This is a genomic window from Paractinoplanes polyasparticus (assembly GCF_019710575.1).
GTDB classification, from domain to species: Bacteria; Actinomycetota; Actinomycetes; order Mycobacteriales; family Micromonosporaceae; genus Actinoplanes; species Actinoplanes polyasparticus.
The window spans coordinates 167,810-192,375 of record NZ_JAHWFK010000042.1; the positions used below are offsets into that span (position 1 = coordinate 167,810).

The 24,566-nt window shown below is 68.7% G+C and carries 27 protein-coding genes; 13 read left to right on the forward strand and 14 right to left on the reverse strand.

Annotation, left to right across the window (positions count from 1 at the left end):
- Positions 1-42: 42 nt before the first annotated feature.
- The 5 genes from pflA to ppdK form a co-directional block, all read right to left on the reverse strand.
- Positions 43-795: a pyruvate formate-lyase-activating protein gene (gene pflA, locus KXC43_RS36365; protein ID WP_221380754.1), complete on the reverse strand. Its 753-nt coding sequence runs from the start codon at positions 793-795 to the stop codon at positions 43-45.
- A complete protein-coding gene (pflB, locus tag KXC43_RS36370; protein ID WP_221380755.1) occupies positions 795-3,035 on the reverse strand; it encodes a formate C-acetyltransferase in 2,241 nt (746 codons plus the stop codon). The genes pflA and pflB overlap by 1 nt, the downstream gene beginning before the upstream one ends.
- Before the next feature lie 127 nt (positions 3,036-3,162).
- Complete coding sequence (gene adhP, locus KXC43_RS36375) at positions 3,163-4,173, reverse strand: alcohol dehydrogenase AdhP (RefSeq protein WP_221380756.1); 1,011 nt, start codon at positions 4,171-4,173, stop codon at positions 3,163-3,165.
- A 75-nt stretch (positions 4,174-4,248) separates the two neighbouring features.
- Positions 4,249-4,566, reverse strand: coding sequence for a hypothetical protein (locus KXC43_RS36380; RefSeq protein ID WP_221380757.1), 318 nt, complete (start codon positions 4,564-4,566; stop codon positions 4,249-4,251).
- Between the two features lie 10 nt (positions 4,567-4,576).
- Positions 4,577-7,219: a pyruvate, phosphate dikinase gene (gene ppdK / locus KXC43_RS36385; protein WP_221380758.1), complete on the reverse strand. Its 2,643-nt coding sequence runs from the start codon at positions 7,217-7,219 to the stop codon at positions 4,577-4,579.
- A 130-nt stretch (positions 7,220-7,349) separates the two neighbouring features.
- Here ppdK and KXC43_RS36390 point away from each other — a divergent pair, with 130 nt between their 5' ends.
- From KXC43_RS36390 to KXC43_RS36415, 6 genes are all read left to right on the forward strand, one after another.
- A complete protein-coding gene (locus KXC43_RS36390; RefSeq protein WP_221380759.1) occupies positions 7,350-8,390 on the forward strand; it encodes a zinc-dependent alcohol dehydrogenase family protein in 1,041 nt (346 codons plus the stop codon).
- On the forward strand, positions 8,387-9,022 hold the full coding sequence (locus KXC43_RS36395; RefSeq protein ID WP_221380760.1) for an SRPBCC family protein: 636 nt from the start codon (positions 8,387-8,389) through the stop codon (positions 9,020-9,022). The genes KXC43_RS36390 and KXC43_RS36395 overlap by 4 nt, the downstream gene beginning before the upstream one ends.
- 29 nt (positions 9,023-9,051) lie before the next feature.
- Positions 9,052-9,738, forward strand: a complete 687-nt coding sequence (locus KXC43_RS36400; RefSeq protein WP_221380761.1) for a CBS domain-containing protein — start codon at positions 9,052-9,054, stop codon at positions 9,736-9,738.
- 55 nt (positions 9,739-9,793) lie between these two features.
- Positions 9,794-10,273: a Crp/Fnr family transcriptional regulator gene (locus KXC43_RS36405; protein WP_221380762.1), complete on the forward strand. Its 480-nt coding sequence runs from the start codon at positions 9,794-9,796 to the stop codon at positions 10,271-10,273.
- Positions 10,267-10,752, forward strand: coding sequence for a nitroreductase/quinone reductase family protein (locus tag KXC43_RS36410; protein WP_255645427.1), 486 nt, complete (start codon positions 10,267-10,269; stop codon positions 10,750-10,752). Before KXC43_RS36405 ends, KXC43_RS36410 begins: the two co-directional genes overlap by 7 nt.
- Before the next feature lie 98 nt (positions 10,753-10,850).
- Positions 10,851-13,250: a phosphoketolase family protein gene (locus KXC43_RS36415; RefSeq protein WP_221380763.1), complete on the forward strand. Its 2,400-nt coding sequence runs from the start codon at positions 10,851-10,853 to the stop codon at positions 13,248-13,250.
- A gap of 123 nt (positions 13,251-13,373) precedes the next feature.
- On the opposite strand, the gene KXC43_RS51680 is transcribed toward KXC43_RS36415, so the two are convergent.
- Positions 13,374-13,766: a hypothetical protein gene (locus KXC43_RS51680; RefSeq protein WP_255645429.1), complete on the reverse strand. Its 393-nt coding sequence runs from the start codon at positions 13,764-13,766 to the stop codon at positions 13,374-13,376.
- An 88-nt stretch (positions 13,767-13,854) separates the two neighbouring features.
- Positions 13,855-14,160 (reverse strand): hypothetical protein, encoded by a 306-nt coding sequence (locus tag KXC43_RS51685; RefSeq protein WP_255645430.1) that lies wholly within the window; start codon positions 14,158-14,160, stop codon positions 13,855-13,857.
- 600 nt (positions 14,161-14,760) lie between these two features.
- Here KXC43_RS51685 and KXC43_RS51690 point away from each other — a divergent pair.
- Positions 14,761-14,892: a hypothetical protein gene (locus KXC43_RS51690; RefSeq protein ID WP_255645431.1), complete on the forward strand. Its 132-nt coding sequence runs from the start codon at positions 14,761-14,763 to the stop codon at positions 14,890-14,892.
- 107 nt (positions 14,893-14,999) lie between these two features.
- Here KXC43_RS51690 and KXC43_RS36425 read toward each other — a convergent pair whose 3' ends face one another.
- Positions 15,000-15,377, reverse strand: coding sequence for a hypothetical protein (locus tag KXC43_RS36425; RefSeq protein ID WP_221380764.1), 378 nt, complete (start codon positions 15,375-15,377; stop codon positions 15,000-15,002).
- Between the two features lie 152 nt (positions 15,378-15,529).
- Here KXC43_RS36425 and KXC43_RS36430 point away from each other — a divergent pair, with 152 nt between their 5' ends.
- Together KXC43_RS36430 and KXC43_RS36435 are read left to right on the forward strand one after the other, a co-directional pair.
- The gene (locus tag KXC43_RS36430) at positions 15,530-15,883 is read left to right on the forward strand and encodes a hypothetical protein (protein ID WP_221380765.1); all 354 of its coding nucleotides are present in this window, start codon (positions 15,530-15,532) and stop codon (positions 15,881-15,883) included.
- A 186-nt stretch (positions 15,884-16,069) separates the two neighbouring features.
- Positions 16,070-17,035 carry an MIP/aquaporin family protein gene (locus KXC43_RS36435; protein WP_221380766.1) on the forward strand — a complete coding sequence of 322 codons (966 nt, stop codon included), beginning with the start codon at positions 16,070-16,072 and terminating at the stop codon, positions 17,033-17,035.
- A 446-nt stretch (positions 17,036-17,481) separates the two neighbouring features.
- Here the strand turns inward: KXC43_RS36435 and KXC43_RS36440 are convergent, their stop codons facing one another.
- The 4 genes from KXC43_RS36440 to KXC43_RS36455 form a co-directional block, all read right to left on the reverse strand.
- Positions 17,482-18,738, reverse strand: a complete 1,257-nt coding sequence (locus KXC43_RS36440; protein ID WP_221380767.1) for a hypothetical protein — start codon at positions 18,736-18,738, stop codon at positions 17,482-17,484.
- 152 nt (positions 18,739-18,890) lie between these two features.
- Entirely contained in the window at positions 18,891-19,106 is a 216-nt protein-coding gene (locus KXC43_RS36445) for a hypothetical protein (protein WP_221380768.1), read from the reverse strand.
- Positions 19,107-19,689: 583 nt separating this feature from the next.
- Positions 19,690-19,842, reverse strand: coding sequence for a sugar-binding domain-containing protein (locus KXC43_RS36450; RefSeq protein ID WP_221380769.1), 153 nt, complete (start codon positions 19,840-19,842; stop codon positions 19,690-19,692).
- 16 nt (positions 19,843-19,858) lie between these two features.
- Positions 19,859-20,002, reverse strand: coding sequence for a hypothetical protein (locus KXC43_RS36455; RefSeq protein WP_221380770.1), 144 nt, complete (start codon positions 20,000-20,002; stop codon positions 19,859-19,861).
- A gap of 186 nt (positions 20,003-20,188) precedes the next feature.
- Between KXC43_RS36455 and KXC43_RS36460 the strand changes: the two genes are divergently transcribed.
- Together KXC43_RS36460 and KXC43_RS36465 are read left to right on the forward strand one after the other, a co-directional pair.
- Positions 20,189-21,088: a hypothetical protein gene (locus KXC43_RS36460; protein WP_221380771.1), complete on the forward strand. Its 900-nt coding sequence runs from the start codon at positions 20,189-20,191 to the stop codon at positions 21,086-21,088.
- Between the two features lie 147 nt (positions 21,089-21,235).
- Entirely contained in the window at positions 21,236-21,463 is a 228-nt protein-coding gene (locus KXC43_RS36465) for a hypothetical protein (protein ID WP_221380772.1), read from the forward strand.
- Between the two features lie 167 nt (positions 21,464-21,630).
- Here KXC43_RS36465 and KXC43_RS36470 read toward each other — a convergent pair whose 3' ends face one another.
- Entirely contained in the window at positions 21,631-21,936 is a 306-nt protein-coding gene (locus KXC43_RS36470) for a hypothetical protein (protein WP_221380773.1), read from the reverse strand.
- Positions 21,937-21,990: 54 nt separating this feature from the next.
- Between KXC43_RS36470 and KXC43_RS36475 the strand changes: the two genes are divergently transcribed.
- Positions 21,991-22,917 carry a hypothetical protein gene (locus KXC43_RS36475; protein WP_221380774.1) on the forward strand — a complete coding sequence of 309 codons (927 nt, stop codon included), beginning with the start codon at positions 21,991-21,993 and terminating at the stop codon, positions 22,915-22,917.
- Positions 22,918-23,559: 642 nt separating this feature from the next.
- Here the strand turns inward: KXC43_RS36475 and KXC43_RS36480 are convergent.
- A complete protein-coding gene (locus KXC43_RS36480; protein WP_255645432.1) occupies positions 23,560-24,090 on the reverse strand; it encodes a Gfo/Idh/MocA family oxidoreductase in 531 nt (176 codons plus the stop codon).
- A gap of 169 nt (positions 24,091-24,259) precedes the next feature.
- On the opposite strand from KXC43_RS36480, the gene KXC43_RS36485 reads away from it, so the two are divergent.
- The gene (locus KXC43_RS36485) at positions 24,260-24,562 is read left to right on the forward strand and encodes a hypothetical protein (protein WP_221380775.1); all 303 of its coding nucleotides are present in this window, start codon (positions 24,260-24,262) and stop codon (positions 24,560-24,562) included.
- Positions 24,563-24,566: the final 4 nt, after the last annotated feature.

A 24,566-nucleotide genomic window follows, 5' to 3' on the forward strand; every position in this document is an offset into this window, starting at 1 on the left:
GGACCTGCGAGGCCCTCGTGGTGCACAGGCGTTGTCGCGTCGTCAGTAGACCGTCAGGCCGTGGTTGCGGAACTGTGCGCGGGCCCGGCGTAGCAGCGCCTCGTCCGGCGCAGGCGTGTCGGCCAGCGGGAACGGCAGGCCGAGGGCCGCGTACTTCTGGGCGCCGAGCCGGTGGAACGGCAGCACTTCGACGCGTTCGACGGTGGGCACGCCGGCCGCGATCGCGGCGACGGCGTCGACGTTGGCGGGTTCGTCGGTGAGGCCCGGAACGAGCACGAAGCGGACCCAGATGGGCTTGCCGCGGTCGGCGAGGCGGTGGGCGAAGCGCACGGTGGGCTCCAGCCGTCCGGTCCCGGTCACCTTCCGGTACGTGCCAGGGTCGCCGGACTTGATGTCCAGGAGCACCAGGTCGGTGGCGTCGAGCAGGGCGTCGTCGGCACGGTCGCCGAGGAAGCCGCTGGTGTCCAGCGCGGTGTGCAGGCCGATGTCGTGGCAGCGGCGCAGCACCTCGCGGGTGAAGGCGGGCTGCTGCAACGGCTCGCCGCCGCTGAGCGTGACGCCGCCGTGGGCGACTTTGAGGAAGCGTTCATACCGCCGGATCTCGATCATCAGGTCGTCGGCCGAGGTGTGTCGACCGTAGCGGCGGTACTGAGTGTCGGGGCTGTGGCAGTAGAGGCAGCGCAGCGGGCATCCGGCGAGGAAGGCCACGAACCGGGTGCCCGGCCCGTCCACTCCGGTCGAGATGTCGAAGGAGTGGAGCGAGCCGGTCACCGGCGCCGAGACGACGGCAGTCATCACAGCGATCCGTGGAAGGTGCGGGAGATGACGTCGCGCTGCTGCTCCGGGGTGAGCTTGACGAAGTTCACCGCGTAGCCGGAGACCCGGATCGTCAGCTGGGGGTAGTTCTCCGGGTGTGCCATGGCGTCCTCGAGGGTCTTCCGGTCGAGCACGTTGACGTTCATGTGGAAGCCGCCGCCGTCGGTGTAGCCGTCCAGCACACCGGCCAGGTTGCCGATCCGCTCGTCGCGGGAGTGGCCGAGGCCGTCGGGCGTGACCGTGATCGTCAGTGAGATGCCGTCACGGGCGGACCGGTAGGGCAGCTTCGCGACCGAGAGGGCGGCGGCGACCATGCCGTGCGTGTCGCGGCCGTTCATCGGGTTGGCGCCAGGGGCGAAGGGTTCGCCGGAGCGGCGGCCGTCGGGGGTGTTGCCGGTGTGCTTGCCGTAGACGACATTCGAGGTGATCGTCAGGACCGACAACGAGGGCTCGGCATTCCGGTACGTGGGCTGCCGGCGGATCTTGGCCATGAATCGTTCGACCAGGTCGACGGCGATTGCGTCGGCGCGGTCGTCGTTGTTGCCGAAGGCCGGGAAGTCGCCGTCCACCGCGTAGTCAACGGCTAGGCCGTTCTCGTCGCGCAGCACCTTGACATGCGCGTGCTTGATGGCGGAGAGGCTGTCCGCGGCAACCGAAAGGCCGGCGATGCCGGTGGCCAGGAAGCGATGCACGGGATAGTCGTGCAGGGCCATCTCGAGGCGCTCGTAGGCGTATTTGTCGTGCATGTAGTGGATGACGTTGAGCGCGTCGACGTAGGTCTCGGCGAGCCAGTCGAGCATGCCGTCGAAGGCGACCATCACGCGGTCGTAGTCGAGCACGTCTTCGGTGATCGGCTCGGCGGCCGGCGCGATCTGCTCGCCGGTGAGCTCGTCGCGGCCGCCGTTGATGGCGTAGAGCAGGGTCTTGGCGAGGTTGGCGCGGGCGCCGAAGAACTGCATGTCCTTGCCGACGCGCATGGCCGAGACGCAGCAGGCGATCGCGGTGTCGTCGCTGTAGTCGGGCCGGATGAGTTCGTCGTTCTCGTACTGGATGGCGCTGGTGTCGATCGAGACCTGGGCGCAGAACCGCTTGAAGCCCTCGGGCAGGCGCGGGGACCAGAGCACGGTCAGGTTGGGTTCGGGTGCCGCGCCGAGGTTGTAGAGGGTCTGCAGGTAGCGGAAGCTGGTGCGGGTCACCAGCGGGCGGCCGTCGCAGCCGATGCCGCCGAGTGCCTCGGTCACCCACGTCGGGTCACCGGAGAAGAGTTCGTCGTATGAGGGCGTGCGCAGGAAGCGGATGATGCGCAGCTTGATGACGAAGTCGTCGACGAGCTCCTGCGCCTGCTGCTCGGTGAGTCGGCCCTCGGCGATGTCGCGCTGCAGGTAGACGTCGATGAAGGACGCCGTGCGGCCGAGCGACATGGCGGCGCCGTTCTGTTCTTTGGTCGCGGCCAGGTAGGCGAAGTACAACCATTGAATCGCTTCGCGTCCGGTGGTGGCGGGGCCGGAGATGTCGTGGCCGTAGCGGTCGGCCATGAACCGCAGCTCCTCCAGCGCCCGGATCTGCTCGGCGAGCTCTTCCCGGTCGCGGATCACCTTTTCCGACGACAGTCGTCCGTCGAGCGAGCTTTTGACCGCGCGGCGCTCGTCGATCAGGTGGTCCACGCCGTAGAGGGCGACGCGCCGGTAGTCGCCGATGATGCGGCCGCGGCCGTACGCGTCGGGCAGCCCGGTGATGATGTGCGAGCGGCGTGCAGCCTTGACGTCGGCGGGGTAGGCGTCGAACACGCCGTCGTTGTGGGTCTTGCGGTACTGGCTGAAGATGGTCTTCACGGTCGGGTCGAGCCTGAAGCCGTACGCCTTGAGACCGGCCTCCACCATGCGCAGTCCGCCGTTCGGCATGATGGCCCGGCGCAGCGGGGCGCTGGTCTGCAGGCCCACGATCAGCTCGTGATCCTGGTCGAGGTAGCCCGGCTCGTGCGCGGTGATCGTGGAGGGGGTGTGCGTGTCCACGTCGTAGATCCCGCGGCGCCGCTCTTCGACGAACATCCGCTGCAACTGACGCCAGATCCGCTCGGTGCGGTGGGTGGGCCCGGTCAGGAACTCCGGCCCGCCGGCGTACGGCTCGAAGTTGTCGTGGATGAACCCGCCGACGTCGATCGTCCCGCGCCAGTCGGTGCCCGTGAATCCGCGCCAGGCGTCCTGGGGTGTGGTGGCCATGGCCCCTCCTTCGTCTCCTTCCAGCCTTGCCCAGTGATGACCCGCCGGTTAGGGCCAGAGGTCCCGGACGGTCGGGACCGTCCGGGACCTCCAGGTGCGGGCGCGATCTCGTCGGCCCAGGAGTGGTCTACGGCAGCAGCACGAGCCGGGCCGGAACACGACCGGCGAGCACCTCCTCGATGGCGTCGTTGATCTGCTCGAGCGGGCGGGTCTGGTGGAAGACCCGGGTGCGCCCGGCGGTGTGCAGGCGGAACACCTCGGCCAGGTCGGCGCGGGTGCCGACGATCGAGCCGATGACCTGGATGCCCTTGAGCACGGTCTGGAAGATCGGCAGGGCCATGGCGTTGTCCTTGGGCAACGACACCAGGATCAGCCGGCCGCCGCGGCGCAAGGAGGCGCGCGCCTGCTCGAGCACCTTCGGGTCGGCCGCGAGGACCACGGCGACGTCGGCGCCGCCGAGCGCTTCGATGGCGGCGACCGGGTCGGTGGTGGCGGCGTTGACGGTGTGCGCGGCGCCGAGCTGCTTGGCCAGCGCGAGCTTCTCCTCGGTGACGTCGACCGCGATGGTCTCGCCGCCGAAGATCTGCGCGTACTGCTGGGCCAGGTGGCCGAGCCCGCCGATGCCGAAGATCGCCACCCGATCCCCGGGCGTGACACCGCCCACCTTCACGGCCTTGTAGGTCGTGACGCCGGCGCAGGTCAGCGGCGCGGCCTCGGCCGGGTCGATGCCGGCCGGGACGGCGACAGCGAAGCGGGCGTCGGCGATCAGGTACTCGGCGTGCCCGCCGTCGATCGCATAGCCGGTGTTGAGCTGCGACTCGCACAGCGTCTCCCAACCGGTGATGCAGTACTCGCAGGCGCCGCACGCGTACCCGAGCCACGGGACGGCGACCCGGTCGCCGACCCGGTGCGCGGTGACGCCCGGCCCGGTCTTCTCGACGATGCCGACGCCTTCGTGGCCGGGAACGAACGGCGGAGTGGGCTTGACCGGCCAGTCGCCGCGGGCGGCGTGGATGTCGGTGTGGCACAGGCCGCTCGCCTCGATCCGGACCTGAATCTGCCCGGCGCCGGGCTCCGGGAGCGGAACATCCTTGACTTCCAGCGGCTGGTCGAAACTGGTGACCACGGCTGCGCGCATGACGTTCTCCTTTGATCTGTCGCTGTCTTGAGCGTGGTCCGCCGTAACTGCTGTCAGTAGGGCCGAACGACCCTGTCAGCGCTCGGCGACCAGACGGCGGGCGCGCAGGACACGTGCCCACCAGGGACGGTCAGGCGTCCGGGCGCTCCGCAGCGGCGGGCGGGAGGTGCGCTTCAGGCTGATCCAGCCGCCCGGGCCCATCGTGACCGTGCCGATGGCAGGATGCCGGCGCAGGGCGAGGCCGGTGGAGACGCCGACGGTTGCCACCGCCGCGGTGGCCAGGGCAGCCAGCGCGACGGCGGTGGCATCCACGGCGGGCACGAACCGGCCGTCGATGTAGGCGCCGATCTCCCGGTCGCCGCGCCGGACCGACGTGATCGGTGTTGTCGTCATCGAAACCTCCTCATCGGCTGTCCGAGCCGGCCGCTTGGCTCGCCGCTCGGCCGGCCTCGAGCCGGGCGATCGGCACGCGGAACGGCGAGCAGGACACGTAGTCCAGGCCCGCGTCGTGAAAGAAGCTGACCGAGGCGGGGTCTCCGCCGTGCTCGCCGCAGACGCCGACGGTCAGGTCCGGGCGGGCGGCGCGGCCGCGCTCGACGGCGATGCGCACCAGCTCGCCCACGCCTTCGCTGTCGATGGTCTCGAAGGGCGACGCCGCGAAGATACCGAGCCCGAGGTAGCGGCCGAAGAACGCGCCCTCCACGTCGTCGCGGGAAAAGCCCCATGTCATCTGGGTGAGGTCATTGGTGCCGAAGGAGAAGAACTCGGCGGCGCCGGCGATCTGCCCAGCGGTCAGCGCGGCGCGCGGCACCTCGATCATGGTGCCGATCCGGATCGGCGGTGTGCCGGGAACGCTTGCCAGCACCGCTTCCGCTTCGGCCCGTACCGTCTCGAGCTCCTGAACCGCCCCGACCAGCGGAACCATGATCTCGGGCCGAGGGTCGCCGCCGGCGGCGACCCGGGCGGCCGCGGCCTCGGCGATGGCCCGGACCTGCATGGCGAACAGGCCGGGGATCACCAGCCCGAGCCGCACGCCGCGCAGGCCCAGCATCGGGTTCTGCTCGTGCATGCGCCGTACGGCACCCAGCAGCGTGCCGTCGCGGCCGGGGTCCTCGCCGAGCGCCTCGGCACGGGCCACCCGGGCGGTCAGCTCCTCCAGCGGCGGCAGAAATTCGTGCAGCGGCGGGTCGATCAGCCGCACGGTCACCGGCAAGCCGTCCATCGCGGCGAACAGCTCCTCGAAGTCGGCCCGCTGCAACGGCAGCAACGCCGCCAGAGCCTCAGCGCGCGAGGCGTCGTCCTCGGCCAGAATCAGCCGCTCGACCAGCTCCCGGCGGTCGCCCAGGAACATGTGCTCGGTGCGGCACAGGCCTACGCCGGTGGCGCCGAAGCGGCGGGCCCGGGCGGCATCGGCGCCGGTGTCGGCGTTGGTGTGCACGCCCAGCCGTGCCTCGTGGTCCGCATGAATCATGAGGCGTTCGACCGCGGCGAGCAGCGGGTCGCCGTGGGCGGTGATTTCGCCCTCGAAGTAGCGCACCACCGGCGAAGGCCGCACGGGTACCGAGCCCGGGTACACCTTGCCGCTGGTGCCGTCGATGGAGATGACATCTCCGGCGCGCAGGATGCGGCCGGCGACGGCGAATGTGTCACCGTCGATGACGAGCTCGTCGGCGCCGCAGACGCAGGTCTTGCCCATGCCGCGGGCGACGACGGCGGCGTGCGAGGTCTTGCCGCCGCGCGAGGTCAGGATGCCCTGCGCGGCGATCATGCCGGGCAGGTCGTCGGGGTTCGTCTCCCGGCGGACCAGGATCACCGGCTCGGTGGCCGCGGCGGCAGCCGCGGAGTCGAAAACGATCGCGCCGGCGGCCGCGCCGGGAGAGGCGGGAACTCCGGTGGTGAGCGGCGGGGGAGCGGCGGCAGTGTCGAAGCTCGGGAACATCAGCTGGGCGAGCTGCTCGTCGGTGACCCGCTGCAGCGCCTCGTCGAGGGTGATGGTGCCCTCGTCGACGAGCTGGGCGGCGATGACGAACGCGGCCGCCGGGGTGCGCTTGCCGACCCGGGTCTGCAGCATCCACAGCTTGCCGTTCTCGATGGTGAACTCGATGTCGCACAGGTCGCGGTAGCGCTGCTCCAGCCGCTGCATGATCGACAAGAGCTGGCGATGGCTCGCCGGGTCGATGGTGGCCAGCTCGCTCAGGCTCATCGTGTTGCGGATGCCGGCGACCACGTCCTCACCCTGCGCGTTGCGCAGGTAGTCGCCGTAGACGCCGCGCCGGCCGGTGGCCGGGTCGCGGGTGAAGGCCACGCCGGTGCCCGAGTCCTCGCCCCGGTTGCCGAACACCATGGCCATCACGTTGACCGCGGTGCCCAGATCGTGCGGGATGCGCTCCTGCCGGCGGTAGAGCGTGGCGCGCTCGGCGTTCCACGACCGGAACACCGCGCCGACCGCCAGGAACAGCTGCTCGTGCGGGGCTTGCGGGAAGTCGCGGCCGGTGTGCGAGTGGAAGACCTTCTTGTAGGCGAGGACGAGGTCCTTGAGCTGCGCCACGCTGAGGTCGGCGCCGACACCACCGACCGCCGCGAGCTCGTCGTCGAACGCTGCCGCCGGCACGTCGAACACCGTCCGGCCGAACATCTGGACAAGACGCCGGTAGGAGTCCCAAGCGAAGCGCTCGTCGTTGCTCTGCCGGCCGAGGCCGACGACGCTCGCGTCGTTCAGGCCGATGTCCAGGATCGTCTCCATCATGCCGGGCATGGAGAACTTCGCGCCGGACCGCACCGACAGCAGCAGGGGATCCTCGGCGTCGCCGAAGGTCTTGTTCATCCGGTTCTGCATCTGCCGCAGGTGTTGCTCGACCTCGGCCAGCAGCTCCGCGGGCATCCTGCCGGTGCGCAGATACTCCCGGCATGCGTCAGTGGTGACGGTGAAGCCGGGCGGCACCGGCAGCCCCATCCGCGTCATCTCGGCCAGGTTCGCGCCCTTGCCGCCGAGCAGGTCTTTGAGGTCTTTGTTGCCTTCGGTGAAGTCGTAGACGTATCTGGTCATGGCCCGTGGCACCCCTTCCCTTTCCTCGTTGGTAGCGCGGCGCAGGACCTGCGCTGTAGGGCCGGACGTCCCTACTCAACGGGCCCGCGACGGTCGACTGTGGAAGCGAGGAGGCAGAAAGGAGAAAGTCATGAGAGGACTTGTGTACGGCGGACCGGGCAACCGATCGTGGACCGAGATCCCGGACGCCCGGATCCAGGAACCCCGCGACGCAATCATCCAGGTCGACGCCGTCACCATCTGCGGCACGGATCTGCACATCCTGGGCGGCGACGTGCCGGAGGTCGAGGTGGGCCGGGTGCTGGGGCACGAGGCCGTCGGCACGGTGGTCGAAACGGGCAGTGGTGTGGCTGGGCTGACACCCGGCGACCGGGTGCTTGCATCGTGCATCTCCGCCTGCGGCATCTGCCGCTACTGCCGTGCAGGCGCGTACGGGCAATGCCGTGGCGGAGGCGGGTGGATCCTCGGTCACCTCATCGACGGCGTACAGGCGGAGTTCGCCCGGATTCCGTACGCCGACCTGTCCACCTACATGGTTCCTGAGCAGGTCAGTGACGAGGCGGCGGTGCTGCTGGCCGACATCCTGCCCACCTCGTACGAGGTCGGCGTCCTCAACGGCCGGGTCCAGCCGGGCGACACCGTGGCGATCGTCGGCGCCGGGCCGATCGGGCTGGCCGCGGTGCTGACCGCACGGCTCTACTCACCGGCACACATCGTCGTGATCGACAAGGCGGAGAGCCGGCTGCAGGCGGCCAAGATGTTCGGCGCGGACCGGACCGTCCTGGTGGGCGCGGACGATCCGCTCGCTACGGTCCGGGAGCTGACCGACGGCTTGGGCGCCGACGTCGCGATGGAGGCGGTCGGCACGCCGCAGACGTTCGAGCTGTGCGCCACCCTGGTGCGACCCGGCGGCCGGGTCGCCAATATCGGCGTGCACGGCAAACCGGCCACCCTGCACCTGGAGGACCTGTGGATCCGCAACCTCACCATCACCACCGGGCTGGTTGACACATCCTCGACGCCGAAGCTGCTCGACATGCTCGTCGCCGGGCAGCTCGACCTGAGCCACATGATCACGCACCGCTTCGGCATGGGCGAATTCATGGCGGCGTACGACGTGTTCGCCGACCCGGCGCGTTCCGGCGCGCTCAAGGTGATGGTGTCGCGATGAGGGCAGGACTGCTGCTGATCGGTGCCGGGCTGGCCGTGGTTGTCTCGCCGTGGGCCCGCAGACGGTACGTCACCTGGGGTGCCACACCCGAGGAGGTCGCCAGTGCCGTTCCCGGCGACGACCTGCTGCCGGACGCCGGACTCGTCTCCACCCGAGCGATCACGATCGACGCCGAACCGTCCGCGGTGTGGCCGTGGCTGGTCCAGATGGGCAGCGGCCGTGGCGGCGCCTATACGTACGACTGGATCGAGAACCTGTTCGGGCTGAACATGCACAGCGCCGACGAGATTCTTCCCCAGTTCCAGCACTTGGCCGTCGGCGACACCCTGCCGCTGGGATCCTCGGGGCCGGCCATGCGGGTCGAGATCTGCGAACCGGAGCGGACGCTGGTGTTCCGGTCCGGCGACGGCGCCTGGGTGTGGATCTTCGAGTTGCGGCCGGACCGGCGCCGGACCCGGCTGATCAGCCGCAACCGTGTCTCGCAGCCGGGGGCGAGCCGAGTGGCCCGGCTGGTCCACGACGTGGTGATGGCGCCCGGCAGCTTGATCATGGAACGTCGGATGCTGCACGGCATCAAGGAACGGGCCGAGCGGGGTCTTTCGGCCCTGCCCGGCACCGGCCGGGACTCCTAACGTCGGAGGTGACCAGCGAGGAGGCTGCCATGACAGCGTGGAAAGTGGACGACGTGATGACCAGGGCGGTCGTGTCGGTACCGCCGACCGCCTCCTACCGGGAGGTGGTCGACCTGCTGATCGGTCACCGTTTCAGCGCCGTGCCGGTCGTGGACGAGTGCCAGCACGTGACCGGACTGATCTCCGAGGCAGATCTCCTTCGCAAGATCGAGTACGCTGGCGACGAGAAGCCCCGGCTCTTCGAGGGACGCCGGCGCCGGGGTGAGCGCGCCAAGGCGTTCGCGGGAACCGCCGCCGATCTGATGAGCAGCCCGCCGGTTGTGGTGCTCAGCGGGACGCCCATCGCCTCCGCGGCGCGACTCATGGACGCCGAGAACGTCAAGCGGTTGCCCGTCGTCGACGCCCTCGGCCGACTGGTCGGCATCACATCTCGCGGCGACCTGCTCAAGGTCCATCGGCGGCCGGACGACGAGATCCGCGGGGACATCAACCAGGACGTCCTCGACGCGCTGCTGCACGAGGGCGCCGACCGGGTGGGCGTCGCCGTCGCCGCCGGTGTGGTGCGGCTGACCGGGGAGGTCGACCGCCGCTCGACGGCGAACCTGGCTGTCCGCCTCACCCGGCAGGTACCGGGCGTGGTCGAGGTGATCGACAAGCTTCAGGTCGCCTTCGAGGACACCGACACCACCGGCGCCGGCGTCTTCTACGTCGCCTGATCATCGCGCGGAGCCCGGCCACCACTGGGCTCCGCGCCCCACCGAGGAGTGGATCATGCCGTCGCTGAGCGTCTTCGACCTGCTTGCCATGCACGACTTCGTCGCCGACCTCCCATCCGGCTGGCTGCAGCGTCTCGCCGTGGCCGGGCGGCCGGTGTTCTTCGGCGTCGGGCACCGGCTGTGCCGTGAGGACGCGCACGCCGACCGCTTCTGGCTGCTGAACTCCGGAGCCGTCGCGATCGACTTCTCCGTACCCGGCCGAGGTGACATCGTCGTCGAACGAATCGGGCCGGGCGCTCCTGTCGGCTGGTCATGGATGCGGCCACCGTTCCGCTGGAGCTTCGGCGCCGTGGTCGCCGACGACGTGCTCGCCATCGAGTTCGACGCCGCGCGGGTGCGTGCGGTGATAGCTGAAGACGCCGATCTGGGGCGCGAACTGACCGGGCGGATGCTGGACGTCGTCTCCGACCGCCTCCAGTCGGCGCGCCACCGGCTGATCGAGCTCTACGCCTACCCGGACGAGCCGGCATGCTGATCGTGAGCTCGATGAAGCGCTGGATGTACCGCGGCGGACGTCCGCACGGCCTCGCCCGCCTGCTGAACCGCATCTCCGCCGCCCAGTACCGAGCCGGCTTCCTGGTACCCCGGACGTGGGTCACGCTCGAGGTGCCCGGACGTCGCACCGGCCGAACGGTGTCCTGCCCCCTCGTGCTCGTCCGTTACCAAGGCTGCGAGTACTTGGTATCGATGCTGGGCAACGACGCCAACTGGGTTGCCAACGTGCGGGCCGCAGCTGGCGACGCCGTCGTGAGCCACCGACACCGCGAGCGGATCCACCTCAGCGAGGTGCCGGTGGAGGAACGACCGCCGATCCTGCGCCTTTACCTCGCCAAGGCGCCCGGGGCACGACCGCACATCCCGGTCGATCGGCGTGCTCCGATCGCTGCCTTCGCCGCAATCGCAGCCGACTACCCGGTGTTCCTCGTGACCCGCCTGGGCAGTCCCGGCCCGTAGGGCCGAAAGTCCCATCGGTCCCTGCTTCCGGCCCTACGGCAGCGGGCGGCCACCACCGTACGGTCGATGCGACGACAAAGATCCGGAAAGGAATCGCCGTGACCGCGGTTGTGCCCGACCTGCTGCAGACCCTCGCCGAACCCGACGAGGCCGACCTCGCCCGCCTCGACGCCTGGTGGCGGGCCGCCAACTACCTCACCATCGGCCAGATCTACCTCAAGGCCAATCCGCTGCTGCGCGAGACCTTGACCGCCGAGCACATCAAGCCCCGCCTGCTCGGCCACTGGGGCACCAGCCCCGGTCTTTCGCTGGTCTACGCGCACGTGTCACGGCTGATCCGGCACACCGGTCAGCAGGCCATCTACTTGGCCGGCCCGGGCCACGGCGGGCCCGCGCTCGTCGCCGCGGGCTACCTGGAGGGTACGTACTCGGAGATCTACCCGCAGATCAGCCGGAACGAGGAGGGCATGCGGAAGCTGTTCCGCCAGTTCTCCAGCCCGGGCGGCATCCCCAGCCACGTCTCGGTTACGACACCCGGCTCCGTCCACGAAGGCGGCGAGCTCGGCTACGTGCTGGTCCACGCGTTCGGCGCCGTGATGGACAACCCTGACCTGCTCGCGATCGCAGTGGTCGGCGACGGCGAGGCCGAGACCGGCCCGCTCGAGGGCTCCTGGAAGGGCGTCTCGTTCATCAACCCGGCCCGCGACGGCGCGGTCCTGCCGATCCTGCACCTCAACGACGCCAAGATCTCGGGCCCCACGGTCCTGGGCCGCAAGCACGCCGACGAGGTGCAGGAACTGCTCCGCGGCCACGGCTACGACGTCATCGAAGTCTCCGGCCAGGACCTGCCCGGCATGCACTACCGGTTCGCGGCCGCCCTCGCGCAGGCGTGGGGGCGCATCCGTGACATCCAGGCCGCCGCCCGCAACGGTGAGTGGGACGGGACCCGTCCGGTCTGGCCGTTGATCGTCCTCCGTTCGCCCAAGGGCTGGACCGGACCGGCTCAGGTCGACGGGGTCCAGGTCACCGGCACGTGGCGGTCGCATCAGGTGCCGCTGTCCGGTGTCCGGGACAACCCGGAGCACCTGGCCGTCCTCGAGCAGTGGCTCAAGTCGTACCGGCCGGAGGAACTGTTCGACGCGGACGGCGCACCCACCGCTCTGCTGCGGGAACAGGGACCCGAGGGAGACCTGCGGATGAGTGCCAGCCCGCACGCCAACGGGGGCCTGCTCACCCGCGAGCTGGACCTGCCGGACTTCCGCGGCTACGCCATCGAGGTCGCCGAGCCGGCGACCGGGCGGGCCGAGTCGACGCGCCGGCTCGGCGAGATGATGCGCGACATCTACGCCCGCAACCCTGAGACCTTCCGGTTGTTCTGCCCCGACGAGACCAACAGCAACCGGCTCGGCGCCATCTTCGAGGTCTCCGACCGCGCCTTCATGGAGCGGGTCATGCCCAGCGACGTCGCGCTCAGCCGCGACGGGCGGGTCATGGAGGTGCTCTCCGAGCACAACTGCCACGGCTGGCTCGAGGGATACAACCTGACCGGCCGGCACGGCATGTTCGCCACCTACGAGGCGTTCGCCATGGTCAGCGCCTCGCAGACCGTCCAGCACGGCAAGTGGTTGCAGGAGGCCAGTCACCTGCCCTGGCGGGCGAAGGTACCCAGCTTCAACGTGCTGCTGACCTCGACCGCGTGGCGCAACGACCACAACGGCTTCTCGCACCAGGGGCCCGGCCTGATCCAGAACGTCCTGACGCAGCGCGGTGACGTGGCCCGGGTCTACCTGCCGCCGGACGCCAACACGCTCCTGTCCGTGGCCGACCACTGCTTCCGGTCGCGTTCGTACATCAACCTGATCGTCATCGACAAGCAACCTCAGCTGCAGTACCTGACCATCGACGAGGCGATCGAGCACTGTGCCCGCGGCGCCGGGATCTGGGAGTGGGCCGGCACCGCCGACGACACCAGCGATCCGGACATCGTGCTGGCCTGCGCCGGGGACGTGGTCACGATGGAAACCGTTGCCGCCGCGCAGATCTTGCGCGACCGGCTGCCCGGCTTCAAGGTCCGCGTCGTCAACGTCGTCGATCTGATGACGCTGCCCCGGCAGAAGGACCACCCGCACGGCATGAGCGAGACCCGGTTCACCGAGCTGTTCACCGACACCGTCGACGTCGTCTTCGCCTTCCACGGCTACCCCGGCGCGATCCACCAGCTCGTGCACGGCCGGCCCGACGCCGACCGGTTCCGGGTACGCGGCTTCATCGAGCAGGGCACCACGACCACTCCGTTCGACATGACGGTCCGCAACCGGGCGTCGCGTTACCACCTCGTCATGGACGCCATCAACAACGCCCACCGCCTGCCCCGCGGCGCCGCCGGCCTCAAGGCCTGGTGCGAGGCACAGCTCGCTCGGCACGAGGCCTACGTGGTCGAGCACCTCGAGGACATGCCCGAGGTGCGGGACTGGTCCCTCAACCGCACGGAGAGTTGATCACCGATTCTTCCGACGGCGGCCCCGATGCTCGGGGCCGCCGTCGGCGTCGTTTCTCTATCCCCGTGCTGCGTTTGCTTCGACTACGTCAGTTAGTCGTTGCGCGTAGACACGTCCCGTAGATCAGTCTTCGATCTGGATGACATCGGTGGGTGGACGGCGTGGCGATGGAGGCACTGCGTCCGCCGCCTCGACGTAGCCCAGTCGCACGATCAGGTAGGGCTCGCCCACCCCGGACAGCAGCCGGCTCAGCAGACGGCGTGGCCACGCCACCTCGACGGCCTCGCTGATGGGCGCCGTCGCCAAGCCCTCGGTGGTGGCCTGCAAGAGAAGGGCTGACATGGCCTCGCCGGCACGCAGCAGGTCGAGCGGCGCGTCGGTTGTCCCGAAGATGATCACGTACGCGGCGCCCTCGTCGTGATCGGCGCCGGGGAGCATGCCGGGGGAGCCGTCCGGAAGGAAGTTGCGGACGGGCACCCGGCGCAGACTGGGCTGGACGGCGGTGGTGGGCGGCACCCCGTCGTCGGCCCAGGCCGGTCGGTGCGTCCACGTGGTCAGTTCGCTGTGATGCGCCGGGTCGAAGAAGTTCGCGTCGGCGGCCTCGTCAACCGAGATGGCCAGGACGTCGACAGCCCCGATCTCGCGGCGCTGCGTGCCACCCGGCGGCGGCCAGGGACATGCGCGCGTGATGCAGGGCGCCGCCGCAGCTGATCAACAACAGGCGGCCTTCGGCATCGGTGACCCCGAGACGGCGGGCCGGATCGGAGGACACCTCCAGCGACTCGTCGGTGAGTCGCCACTTCCACGGCTGGGTGTTGAAGACCGACGGCGCCCGCAGTGCCTCCCGGGCTGCCAATTCCAGAGCGGTGCGCGCTTCGGCGCGGGTGACGTCGTGCTCGGGCCCGGTCATGGCAACCTCCGGCTTCGCTGACTGACTTCACCGTCGCAGGTTGGGGAGCAGGGCGGTCAGGGCCGAAAGACCCGATTCTGTGGGCCGGCCGCGTCAGCGCATCGTGGCGATCGTCTTCTCCGTCGCCTTGCACCGGCGGCAGCGGTGAAACTGCGGCGAGTTGTACTCCCAGTTCGAGTATCGCCACGGGCCCCAGTCATGCTCGGTTCGAGTATCCGTCGTGCCGCATCGTTGGCAGCGACGGGCCTGTTCGCACCGATCAGCAGCGACGTAGGTGAAGTCGCCCCAAGTGTGGTGGACCTTCTCGTCCGTCTTCCCGCATGCGGCGCAGACACGCACGCTCTCGCATCGGACGCCCGGGAGCGACCACTGCCCCGTATGCAGGCCGATCGTGCACAGCAGCTTTCTGAGGACGTTCATCTCGACTCCCAAAAGAGGAGAACGGCCGTAGCCCTCAAGACGAACCTACGACGCGGGTGGGCAACGTGTCAGTGCCGAAAGACCTCCCAATGGTGTGCCTTCGACTCTGCCGGCCGCGGTGGTGCAAGCGGTCTCCTGGACGTGTAAGGAAAGGCCAGGCACCGAAAAAGGAGGGCCATCATGTTGAAGCGCAATCTGATCGCGGCGGGATACGCCATCCTGTTGCCCGTGTCCAGCACGGTTCTCGTCGTCCTGGTCGCCGCCGGCGTCGAAGGAGTCCGTTCCGGCGCACGCCGTCTCACCCATCGATGACCACACGTGGGATCGGCCGAGCGGATCCCACCGGGCCGATGGTTCGGCGCCTCCGATCACCGATCCGGCATCTGCTGCCCCGGACGATAATCCTGCTCCGCTACCTGTCAGTTACCGGCGCCATCGTCACTCTGCCCGTCCAGGCGGCGCAGGAGGCAACGCGGTTTGTTGTGCTTGTCGGTCATGCCCACAAGAAGCGCTGGTGGCGCCATTTCCGCCAAGCCGCCGCAGCGGACGTGTGGCTGGATGGCAGATGGCATCCCGCTGTCGGCGAAGTCAGTCCGGCGAACGGCGAAGCCGCGTCCCTCTACCGCCGCCGATTCCCGCGGGTAGCGGTGCCGGACAACGCAACTCTGGTGGACCTGCGCTTGAGCCCAGATCTCGTTGAACCTCCGTGACAGGCCGCTGTTTCCGGGGTGGTTCGCGACGGTGGCAGCGGGCGAGTTCGCCGGATTGGCCGTTTCGGCCGTCACCGGCGCGCTCACGTCCTGAGCACCGGCCGCCGCCGCAGTCGTGGCGATCCGTGAAGCGGGTGCCGTGGAAGGTACCGAAAGACCCTACAACGCCAACTCGGGTCGGCTGATCATGTGGATACGCCCGGCACGACATGGGCCGGGCGGGACGGTGAGGAGGCGTCATGACGCGTATCGAACAGGTCGTCAGCCCGCAGGTGCACCTCCGAGGCGATGTGACAGCGAAAGCTTCCGCGTACGCCGTCGCGAAGGTCGTCGCGGCGCTGCACCACGCTCCTGGTCCTGTGCTTCGCGCTTCGTTGACTCTGGACGCGGCTGCGCCCGGTGACCGTGCGGACGCCCACGTGGACATCAACGGAGTCGGCGTTCACGTTCACGGTGTCGGCTCGACGATGCAGGAAGCAGCCGACCTCATGCAGGAGCGGCTCCGCTCGCGGCTGCACCATCTTCGTCGCCGGCCCCAGCAGGGTCCGCGAATCATCTCGCCGGAACCTGGTGAGGCGATCGACGCGCGCTGACCGAGCAGGACGTTCCGGCCCTCTGATGAGCCGCCGCCCCTGGTGAAGACGCACTTCACCAGGGGCGGCTCTGCGCTTCGCGTCACTGCAGGAACATAGGCGGCAGAAAACGTGCGGACGATCGGCCGCCCAGGTCGGGACTATGGGCACTGCCCGGCCGTCGATCTTTCAACGAGGCTCGTGATCATGGACCTCGTACGTGACGATCTGATTTGGCCGGCCAGCGAGGATGCTCGAGCCGCTCTGGTCGAGTTCGGTCTGACCACAGCGTTCATGACTACCGTCTTCAGCCTTGTGCGCTGGGGGATCGGCACCGTGACACCCGCCGCCACGGCCGCCGAAGTGCGTTTGCGGGTGATTGTCGTTTCGGTGCTGGTCGCTCTGGTCATCGTAGGATTCGCCGTCTCCCGACCGGGCCGATTCAGCGGCGCCCACATGAACCCGGCGATCACCCTCGGCCTGTTCGCCTTCGGAGCCGTACCGGCCCGCCGGGTCTTGCCCTATTTGGCCGCCCAGGCGACCGGGTCGATCGCGGCCGCCGTGGTCACCAGAGTCTTGTGGGGGCCGGCGGTGGCGGAGGAGCCGATCAGGTGGACAGTCGTCCAGCCGGGACACGGCTGCAGTGGGTCAACCGTGGCGGTTGCCGAAGCGGCAACGCTCGCCGTCATCGTCGCGGTGATGTGCTGGGTGAAGACCCGCCGCCCCTGTTGGCCTCTGGCCTGGATCGTGGGTGGCCTGTTCGGGCTCCAGGGCGCAGTCCTGGGAACCCTCACCGGCGGGTCGGCCAACCCCGCACGGCAGCTGGGACCCGCCATCCTCTCCGGTGAGTCCCACCTGCTCGTCGTGTACCTGTTCGCCCCCATGGCTGGTGGGATGCTCGCCGGTTGGATCGCACGTCATGTCGGGCCAGGTCGTCGATTCGGCGAGCTCAGTGGTACCCGGCCCGCCGTGACTCACGGTGAGCGGCTTGGGAACTTCGTCGCACAGCACATCGTGCGACCGTGCCGCGACATCGCCGGACACGCTGACTCAGGGCAGGCATCGGGGACGGTAGGCGTTACTCGTCGTCGTCCCCTTCGGTCGTGGGCCGAGCCTGCTGGGGACCGGTCAGGTCGACGTCGGTGTCGGCGAGTGGGTGTGGTTCGCCGGTGAGTCCGGCGAGGGCGGCGGCGACTTCGGCGAGGGTGGCTTTGACGTAGCGGGCAGTGGTGCCGGCGTCGTTGGGTGTTTCGGCGTGTCCGGCGTAGGCGAGGGCTACGGCGTAGCCGTAGACGCGCTCGACCCAGGTGAGGGTGGGTGTGGCGTAGCCAGTGCGCGGAGACTTGTTGGGTGCCGAGCCAGGGCAGGGTTTTGCCGAGTCGGTCGAATAGGTAGCCGTAGCGGCGTCGTCCGGCTTGCCGGCCGTTGCGGTAGCGCAGCAGCGGTTGGTCCTCGAGCGGCCCGCGTTCGTCGATGTGCAGCTGGAGGAACGCTACCAGAGTGGGGGAGACCGGCTGCCAGCGGAAGGTCTCGCCTTTCTCCCGCAACAGGATCATCCGATAGCTCTCTGCTGCCGACGCCTTGACAAGTGAGGTGCCGTTCGTGGCACGGTCCCCGGCTCAGCCGTGGGGTGCGCCGACGCGTCGCTCGTGTTCGGTCATCTGCAGCATGGGGGCCCAGAGGGCTCGGTCCAGGGCGCCGAGAAGGTAGTCCTCGGGCGGGAGGACACGTGGCAAGGGGACGTAGGTGGGTTTCCAGTCCCGGGACCAGTGGATGATGCCCCGTACCCGGGAGGGCGTCCGCCTGTCGGCGGGCGGGTCGGGCAGCTCTGGCGGTGTCCATCGGTGGCCGGTGGTGCGTTCAAGCTCGTCGGCCTGGGCGTGCAATGCCTCCCTGGCCACGCTGCGGAACTCCTCGTATTTCGCGCGCTTCATCGGGTTGACCAGCACCAGCCGTTCCGGTGGCAGTTCTCGCATCACTTCGCCCAGCTCCCACAACGTGCCGGCGCCGCGGCCGAGGACCAGGACCACCAGCCGCGCGTCACGCACGAGCTTCCGTACCGGTGCTTGCCAGTCGTTGGGAAGCTGCATCCGCAGGATGCCGTTGTTCGGCGCGCGCTCGCCGGGCACGCCGACCGCGATCATCGGGCTGCCCGCCCAGCGCAACGCGGTCTCCAGCCGCTCCTCCTCGCTGCGCGCCAACATGAACAGGCCTGGGATCAGCGGGCGGAGCCCCAGCATGGGGAACGGTTTGGCGAGCTGAGGGTCGTCGCTGAAGTTGCGCAGATACAACACGTACGAGCCGGCCGGCAGCGGCGTGAACGACGGTATGACGCCGACGCGGAGCCGGACCGCGCGGCGGAACGCGTTCTTGGCGACGATGAGGTTGAACGCACCCAGCAGGACGAAGAAGGCGCGCAGTGCCCACCACCCCGCCGGGCCGAGACCTTCCGGCGGGGGCAAGAAGCAGGCGCTGACCGTGAAGACCCCACCACTGGTGAGGACCGCACCGACCGCGAACCACTTTGTGTACTCCTGGTAGGTGCCTCTGATGACCTGCGGGCCGAACACCGGCTCGGCGGCGCCGATGCCGGCGTGGAGACGCCGGTAGTCGCTCAACCGGGACGACGCCACCTGCGCTCGCCAGCGGTTGCGCTCGCCCTGTTGAAACGCGTAGATCCCGAGGAACACGAATCCCATCTGCACCACGTAGGACTGGGAGCCGGGCAGCAGGTCCACCCACGACCAGAGCTCCATGTAGCCGACAACGGTGATCCCCACCCCCAGCAGGCAGGAGATCATCCCGATGTACAGGTTGGACCGGGCGGCGGCTCGGAGGTTCGAGGGCAGACTATGGTCCTCCCACCGCTTCGCCACGTGCCTCCCTCAGCCACCTTCTCGGCTCCGCGCCCTCGGCAGAATGCCCAGTGTGGACCGTTTCCGCGAGACGAGTCAACAGCGAGTCCCGCTGCACAGCGGCTGGCTCAGTTCACGAGCCAGCTGTGCGAAGAGGTCGCCAAACCGTTGCGTCAGGCCCCGACGCCCTCCGTTGCGGCGATCCTCGCCCAGCGCCAATGCCGGCGTGCCAGCTCGGAGGGCGCAATCTCCATCCGGTGGATCCGGCGGTGGGCGGCGCCGGCGGCGGCGAACACGGTGACAGTGGTACTGGCGAGGCCGATGAACCCGCTCCTCACGGTGGGGACTACGCCGGTGGCGAGGGGTTTGGAGGTGGTCGGGTCGTTCATCGCGGTCCTCTTTCCCTGTCGGTGCGGTACCTCACGATCGCGCGTACGGGTACCGGACGGCTTCATTCGCACCGGATGCGCCGCGGGTACCGGCCGTCACGGCAGCGCGCGCCGACGACCTTGTAACGGTGTGATCGGGGCCATTGCCGGGGGACTCACGGGCGGTCTGACCTCGATCGGCGAGCACGGCCTCCAGGGCTTGAAAGCTGGGCTGGATGATCTGCTGTCTCTGACGAACTGATTGCCTGGCCTGTACATGTTGACCGGCAAGATCGCTTTGGTGGACCGCGCCGCCATCGCCGTACTGATCTACCGGCCGGCCGCCGACGGATTCTTCGACTTGATACCTGTCTGGGTCCCCGCCGGCCGACGTCGGGCAGTAATCAGATGGCGCGTACGACGCCCCCACCACGCCGTCGGCCAGCAGGAGTTGCCGGCGGCCGGCAGTGGGTCTACGTGCCCCACAACGTGCCACCGAAGTCCGTGACGCACTTCTTCTTCCCGTTATGGCGTGACAACGGATGACCGCACCTGAACCAGCGGTTATCAGCGGGCGGGCCCTACCAGCAGATCCTCGCCATGTTCACCAGCAACCACGATGGCCTGCGCCGACGCTGACCAGCGCCCGGTCGAGGTGGTCGAACTGCTGCACGGTCTTGTCGACGAACGGCTCGGCGCGCAGCCGGGTGGCGGTGTCGACGCTGTCGACCACCATCGGGACGTGCAGCGCGGCCACGGTGCCGCCGGCCCGTTCAGCCAGGGTACGGGGCGAGGTCGAGTGAGTTCACCTGCAGGTACTTGCGCTGGTTGGCCTTGGGCTGGGCAGCCTGGCGGGCCTCCATACCCATCCGTGCCAGCAGCGCGTCCACGAAGCCCCGGGACGGGCACACGTTCACGCTCGACCTTGAACCGAGTAACAAGCTCACCGATCTGTCCGTACGGGCGGTCGGCGAGCGTGCCCATCTCCTCTCAGAGTTGTTCCGCCAAGCCGGCGCTGGGCGCACACGGCCGATGGGCCTGGCCAGGATGGGCTGACACCGACCGGTGCCCCGGCCGCGACAATAACCATTACAGTCGCATTCGTGAGCGCAGATCAGGGTCTTGTCCGGGTGTCCGACTCGTTCGGCGTACGCCGTTCCCGAGCCGGATCGATCCTCGCGGATGACGGGACGAACTATCAGGTCAAGTGGGATGACACCGATGAGGAAGAGCTTGTCCCACGGGGCGCCGGCGTTCACGTCGCGACGAGGGGTTCGCTGCGTTTCCTGGCTCTGTCCGACTCCCGGCTGTTCCACGCCGTCTTCGCCCAAGAGCCCCTCGCGGTGGTTCTCCACCTGTTGGCCGAGTCGTCGGTCCCGCTGAAGGTGCGGGAGATCCGGGAGCGTCTGGCCGAGCTCGGTCTCCGGAACGAGACCTGGGCCCGGCACGGGCCCCGCGCGCTGGCGGTTCTGCCCAAGTGGCCAAATGTCGTCCGACGGCAGAAGGGCGACACTCTGGCCTACGCCTGGATGGGGGACGACCTTCCCGAACTCCCGTCAGAGGCCGAGCCTGACCCGGAGCCGGCACCTACGCCCGCACCTGTGTCGAAGCCCGCTCCTTCTCCCGCCAAGCCGATCGCGGCTGCGACGCCGGCCGAACCGGCGGTGCCGTCCGCTGAGCGCCTTCGGCGCCAGATGAGCGCCGCGCGGAGCCTCGGCGAGGTCGCTCGCCTGCTCACGCTCCCGAGAGAGTTCGTGGCTGAGCTGTCACCGGAGGTGGTCGCTTCCGCGCTCCGCCGGGTCGCCGCTGAGGATCGGCTGGTCGCGGGCTGGCTCGACGCCCTGACCGCCTCCGGGCCGATCGGTGCGCTGACCGAGGAACTGGCGACGGCCCGGGCGGCGAACGCCGCACTCCAGAGCCGGGTCGATGAGCTGGAGGAGTGGTGGACGGCCCTTGAGCAGAGCACCGATCCAGGCGCCGCAATCCGTCAGCCGGGTAGCTGAGGAGCTTCCGGCGCGCCGGCTCGGAAGTGCGCAGGTAAGGCGATCCGCACCGCCTTGTATTTTTCCTTGCTAGAACACGCCGATTTCTGTACTCGGTGGCGGGATACGGAAGGCCCCCGGGGCCGCCCTGGAGGAAGGCTCGGTCGGGTGCGGCGACGACAAGCCCTTCTCCGCCGGACCGAATACTGCAGGCTCCCAATACCGTCTCCTCACCAGCAGAGGAAGATCACCGTCGAGGCGATCGTCGGCGGGATCACCGGCGTCATCGAGGACCCGCGGACGCTGCTGCTCGGCCGCCGGCTGCGCTACATCGCCCGGACCGTGCCGCTCGCGCTGAGCCAGCGCCAGGAGATCGCCCGACTGCTCACCGCTTGACCGGCGTCCACCCATGGCCGCAGTCGCTGCCCGCGGCCTGGATCGGCCGGCTAGACCGACGCGAGCCTCAGCCCCACGTCCGAGTCGAGCCGTTGCTGATCGCCGAGATCGTGGTCGACCAGGCGTACTTCCCCGGACGCTTCCGTCATCCCGTACGGCACCTGTGCTTACGCGCTCACCTTGATCCGGCCGACGTGGAACGGTGGCGGCCGTAGGCGAGCCCGCCGACGCAGGCGAACAGGTCGACCAAATGCCTCGAAGTCACCGCGCTCGGCTAACACGTCGAGAAGCCGGTGAGCGGCCCAAGACTCACTAGCATCGGCGTAGGCGCGCAGCGCGTCGGTATCGCCGTGCTCAACCCACAGCTTGACCGACAGCTCGTTCAGCCGGCAGGTGGCTGGCGGCTGCACGCCCCGGGCGTCTCGTTTAAGAAACTTTAAGGAACGCTTGCTCGGCATCATGAACTGCTGCACATGGTTGCTCGTATATCTCGGCACAAGCAGTACCGAGACGAAGAGGAGCCGTGCATGTATCGACGCGGAGTCAGCAGCTATCGACGCGGAGCCAGCGGCCGGACGCGCAAGCTGGTGATTGGAGGTGTCGCCGCAGCGCTGCTCGGCTCGGCTCTCGCGGTCGGCACGGGGATGAGCCAGGCCGCCGAACAGGGCAACGCCGGAGCCGGCTCCGGCAACATTGACGCTTTGGTGCCGGCGCTGGGTTTCAGCCCGGGCGATCCGAACGCGACGGCCGACCGGGTGGGCCCTACCGGGGTAAATGTTCCCGGTCGCTGCCCACCCACTCAAGCCCAAGTGAACGCGCAGGTAGCGCTCAAGAATGCGAACCTTCCGAGTGGAACGGACCTTGAGAGCCGCATCCAACGTTTTGAAAAGACCTTGTCGGCGATTCAAGACTTGAAGTGCCCCGCATCTTCCACGACTTTGCTGGGCCGCTTGAATTCCTTGACCGCGCTGCGCGGAAAAGCGAACCGTGATGACGTCCTGCGTGGTTTGGGTTTGAACGAAACGCCGGCGGATAGAGCCGCCGCCGCAGGATCCGGTGACGCGGCCGCGAGTGGAGCGACGGGTAACGCCGGAGCCGGCTCCGGTGACATCAATGCGTTGGTGCCGGCGCTGGGTTTCAGCCCGGGCGATCCGAACGCGACGGCCGACCGGGTGGGCCCTACCGGGGTAAATGTTCCCGGTCGCTGCCCACCCACTCAAGCCCAAGTGAACGCGCAGGTAGCGCTCAAGAATGCGAACCTTCCGAGTGGAACGGACCTTGAGAGCCGCATCCAACGTTTTGAAAAGACCTTGTCGGCGATTCAAGACTTGAAGTGCCCCGCATCTTCCACGACTTTGCTGGGCCGCTTGAATTCCTTGACCGCGCTGCGCGCAAACGCGAACCGTGATGACGTCCTGCGTGGTTTGGGTTTGAACGAAACGCCAGCGGGATAAAGCCGCGGGGAAGGCGGCGCCGCAAAACGCGCCAGCGAAACGCGGCTCGCAGAGCGGCGCCGCGGACAACGGCAACCTGATCCTTCGCGGGTCCTGATCCACCGCACGGAACCGCCTCGCCGGAGGCCCTCGCACCACGCGGGTCTCCGGCGCGTCCGTGTGTCGGCCATGCGCTCGGTGATCTTCGGCGAGCAGGCTAGCAAGCCCTTCGACTCTGCGCTGATGCTCGCTGGGCCGCGGCCCAGCGGGGCGGCACAGTGGTGCAGCGAAGAATCGGCGGTAGTCGGAACCAATCCATCGCAGGTTCAGACTGCAGCTGCGGCCAAGCCTGGCACCATGCCTTGGTCGCCCTTGGCGCCCAACCCCGATTGATTCGCTCCTACCGGCCACAGGTCAGCGGCAAGGCAGAACGCTTCAACCGCACTATGGCCGACGAACGGCTTCACGCCCGACCCTTTCATGGGCCGTGACCGCTGCTGAGGCTATTAACGTGCCGCTGGCGGCATCGAACTTTGGCGTAGGCGCTGAAGTAACCGACGGCCAGGGACAGCACGCGTTATTCAAGCCCTCGGGAGGGCGGCCGTCGCTGGAATCCGGAGTTCCTTCCCGATGGCCCAGGCCAAGACTTTCGCCTGCTTGAGATCATCGGACCCGGACCTCCTCGATGCGTACGGGACGGTGCTCCGCGGCCGAACGACCGCAGGCCTCGGCGATCCAGTCAGCCTCGAGACCGTCGGCGACCGTGCACGGCGACGGCTGCTTCCCGGCGGCGACATCAAGGAACGGTTCGAATTCGGTGCGGAAGGCGTCGGCGAAGCGGTCCATCAAGAAGCGATGCGGATGGGGGTCGGCACCTGCAGCACCCGGCATTGCGTTGCGCACCGGCCACTTCGGGTCGATGCCGGCAGCGATGCTGTCGGCCGAACCGTGCACCTCCAGCCGTACGTCGTAGCCGCGGCCGTTGTAACGGGTATTGGACACGACGCCCAGGGTGCCGTCGGCGAAGGTGATGACGCCCGAAGCGGTTCTCACGCCTAAGGACGCCTGATCTTGCCTCCGCCGGTCTGACGCAAAGTTCTCGGGATGCGATTGCCGTGTTGCTATCCACGGTGTTGAGCTCCGGACATCGCGGTCGTCTCGGACGATCGAGGCACCTTCCGGATCACGACGCATCGTCTATCTCACCTGCAGGCTGGTGCCCGGCGGTGGTGTTCGCCGGCCGCAGGTTACCGGGTGCTGCTGGCCGCCTATCCGAACGGTGACCTGCTGGTAGTACATCCGCCCGCGGTCCTGGACGCGGTGGTGAACCAGGTCCACGCCGACGCGCTCGGGGGTCGGCGCGATGGCTGAGCCGACGATCGATCAGGCCGGCCTGCAGGCGCCTCGGCTGCTACTGGAGCGGATGGGTATTTCTCCTGACGACCTGGTGGCGGGGGCGCCGGTGCGTCCCGAGGATCCGACCTTCGCCGAGTATGTACCACTGGTGGCCGCATCGATCTCACCGGGGCTGTTGCGGGCGCACGGTCTCGCCGACACCACCCGGCCCGGCGACAACACCCCCCGGATCATGCGTGCGACAGGGGCAGTAAGTCATACCGGACCGAGCGACCGAGCAGTCCCCGGCTGGGGACGATCAAAAAGGTAACGGG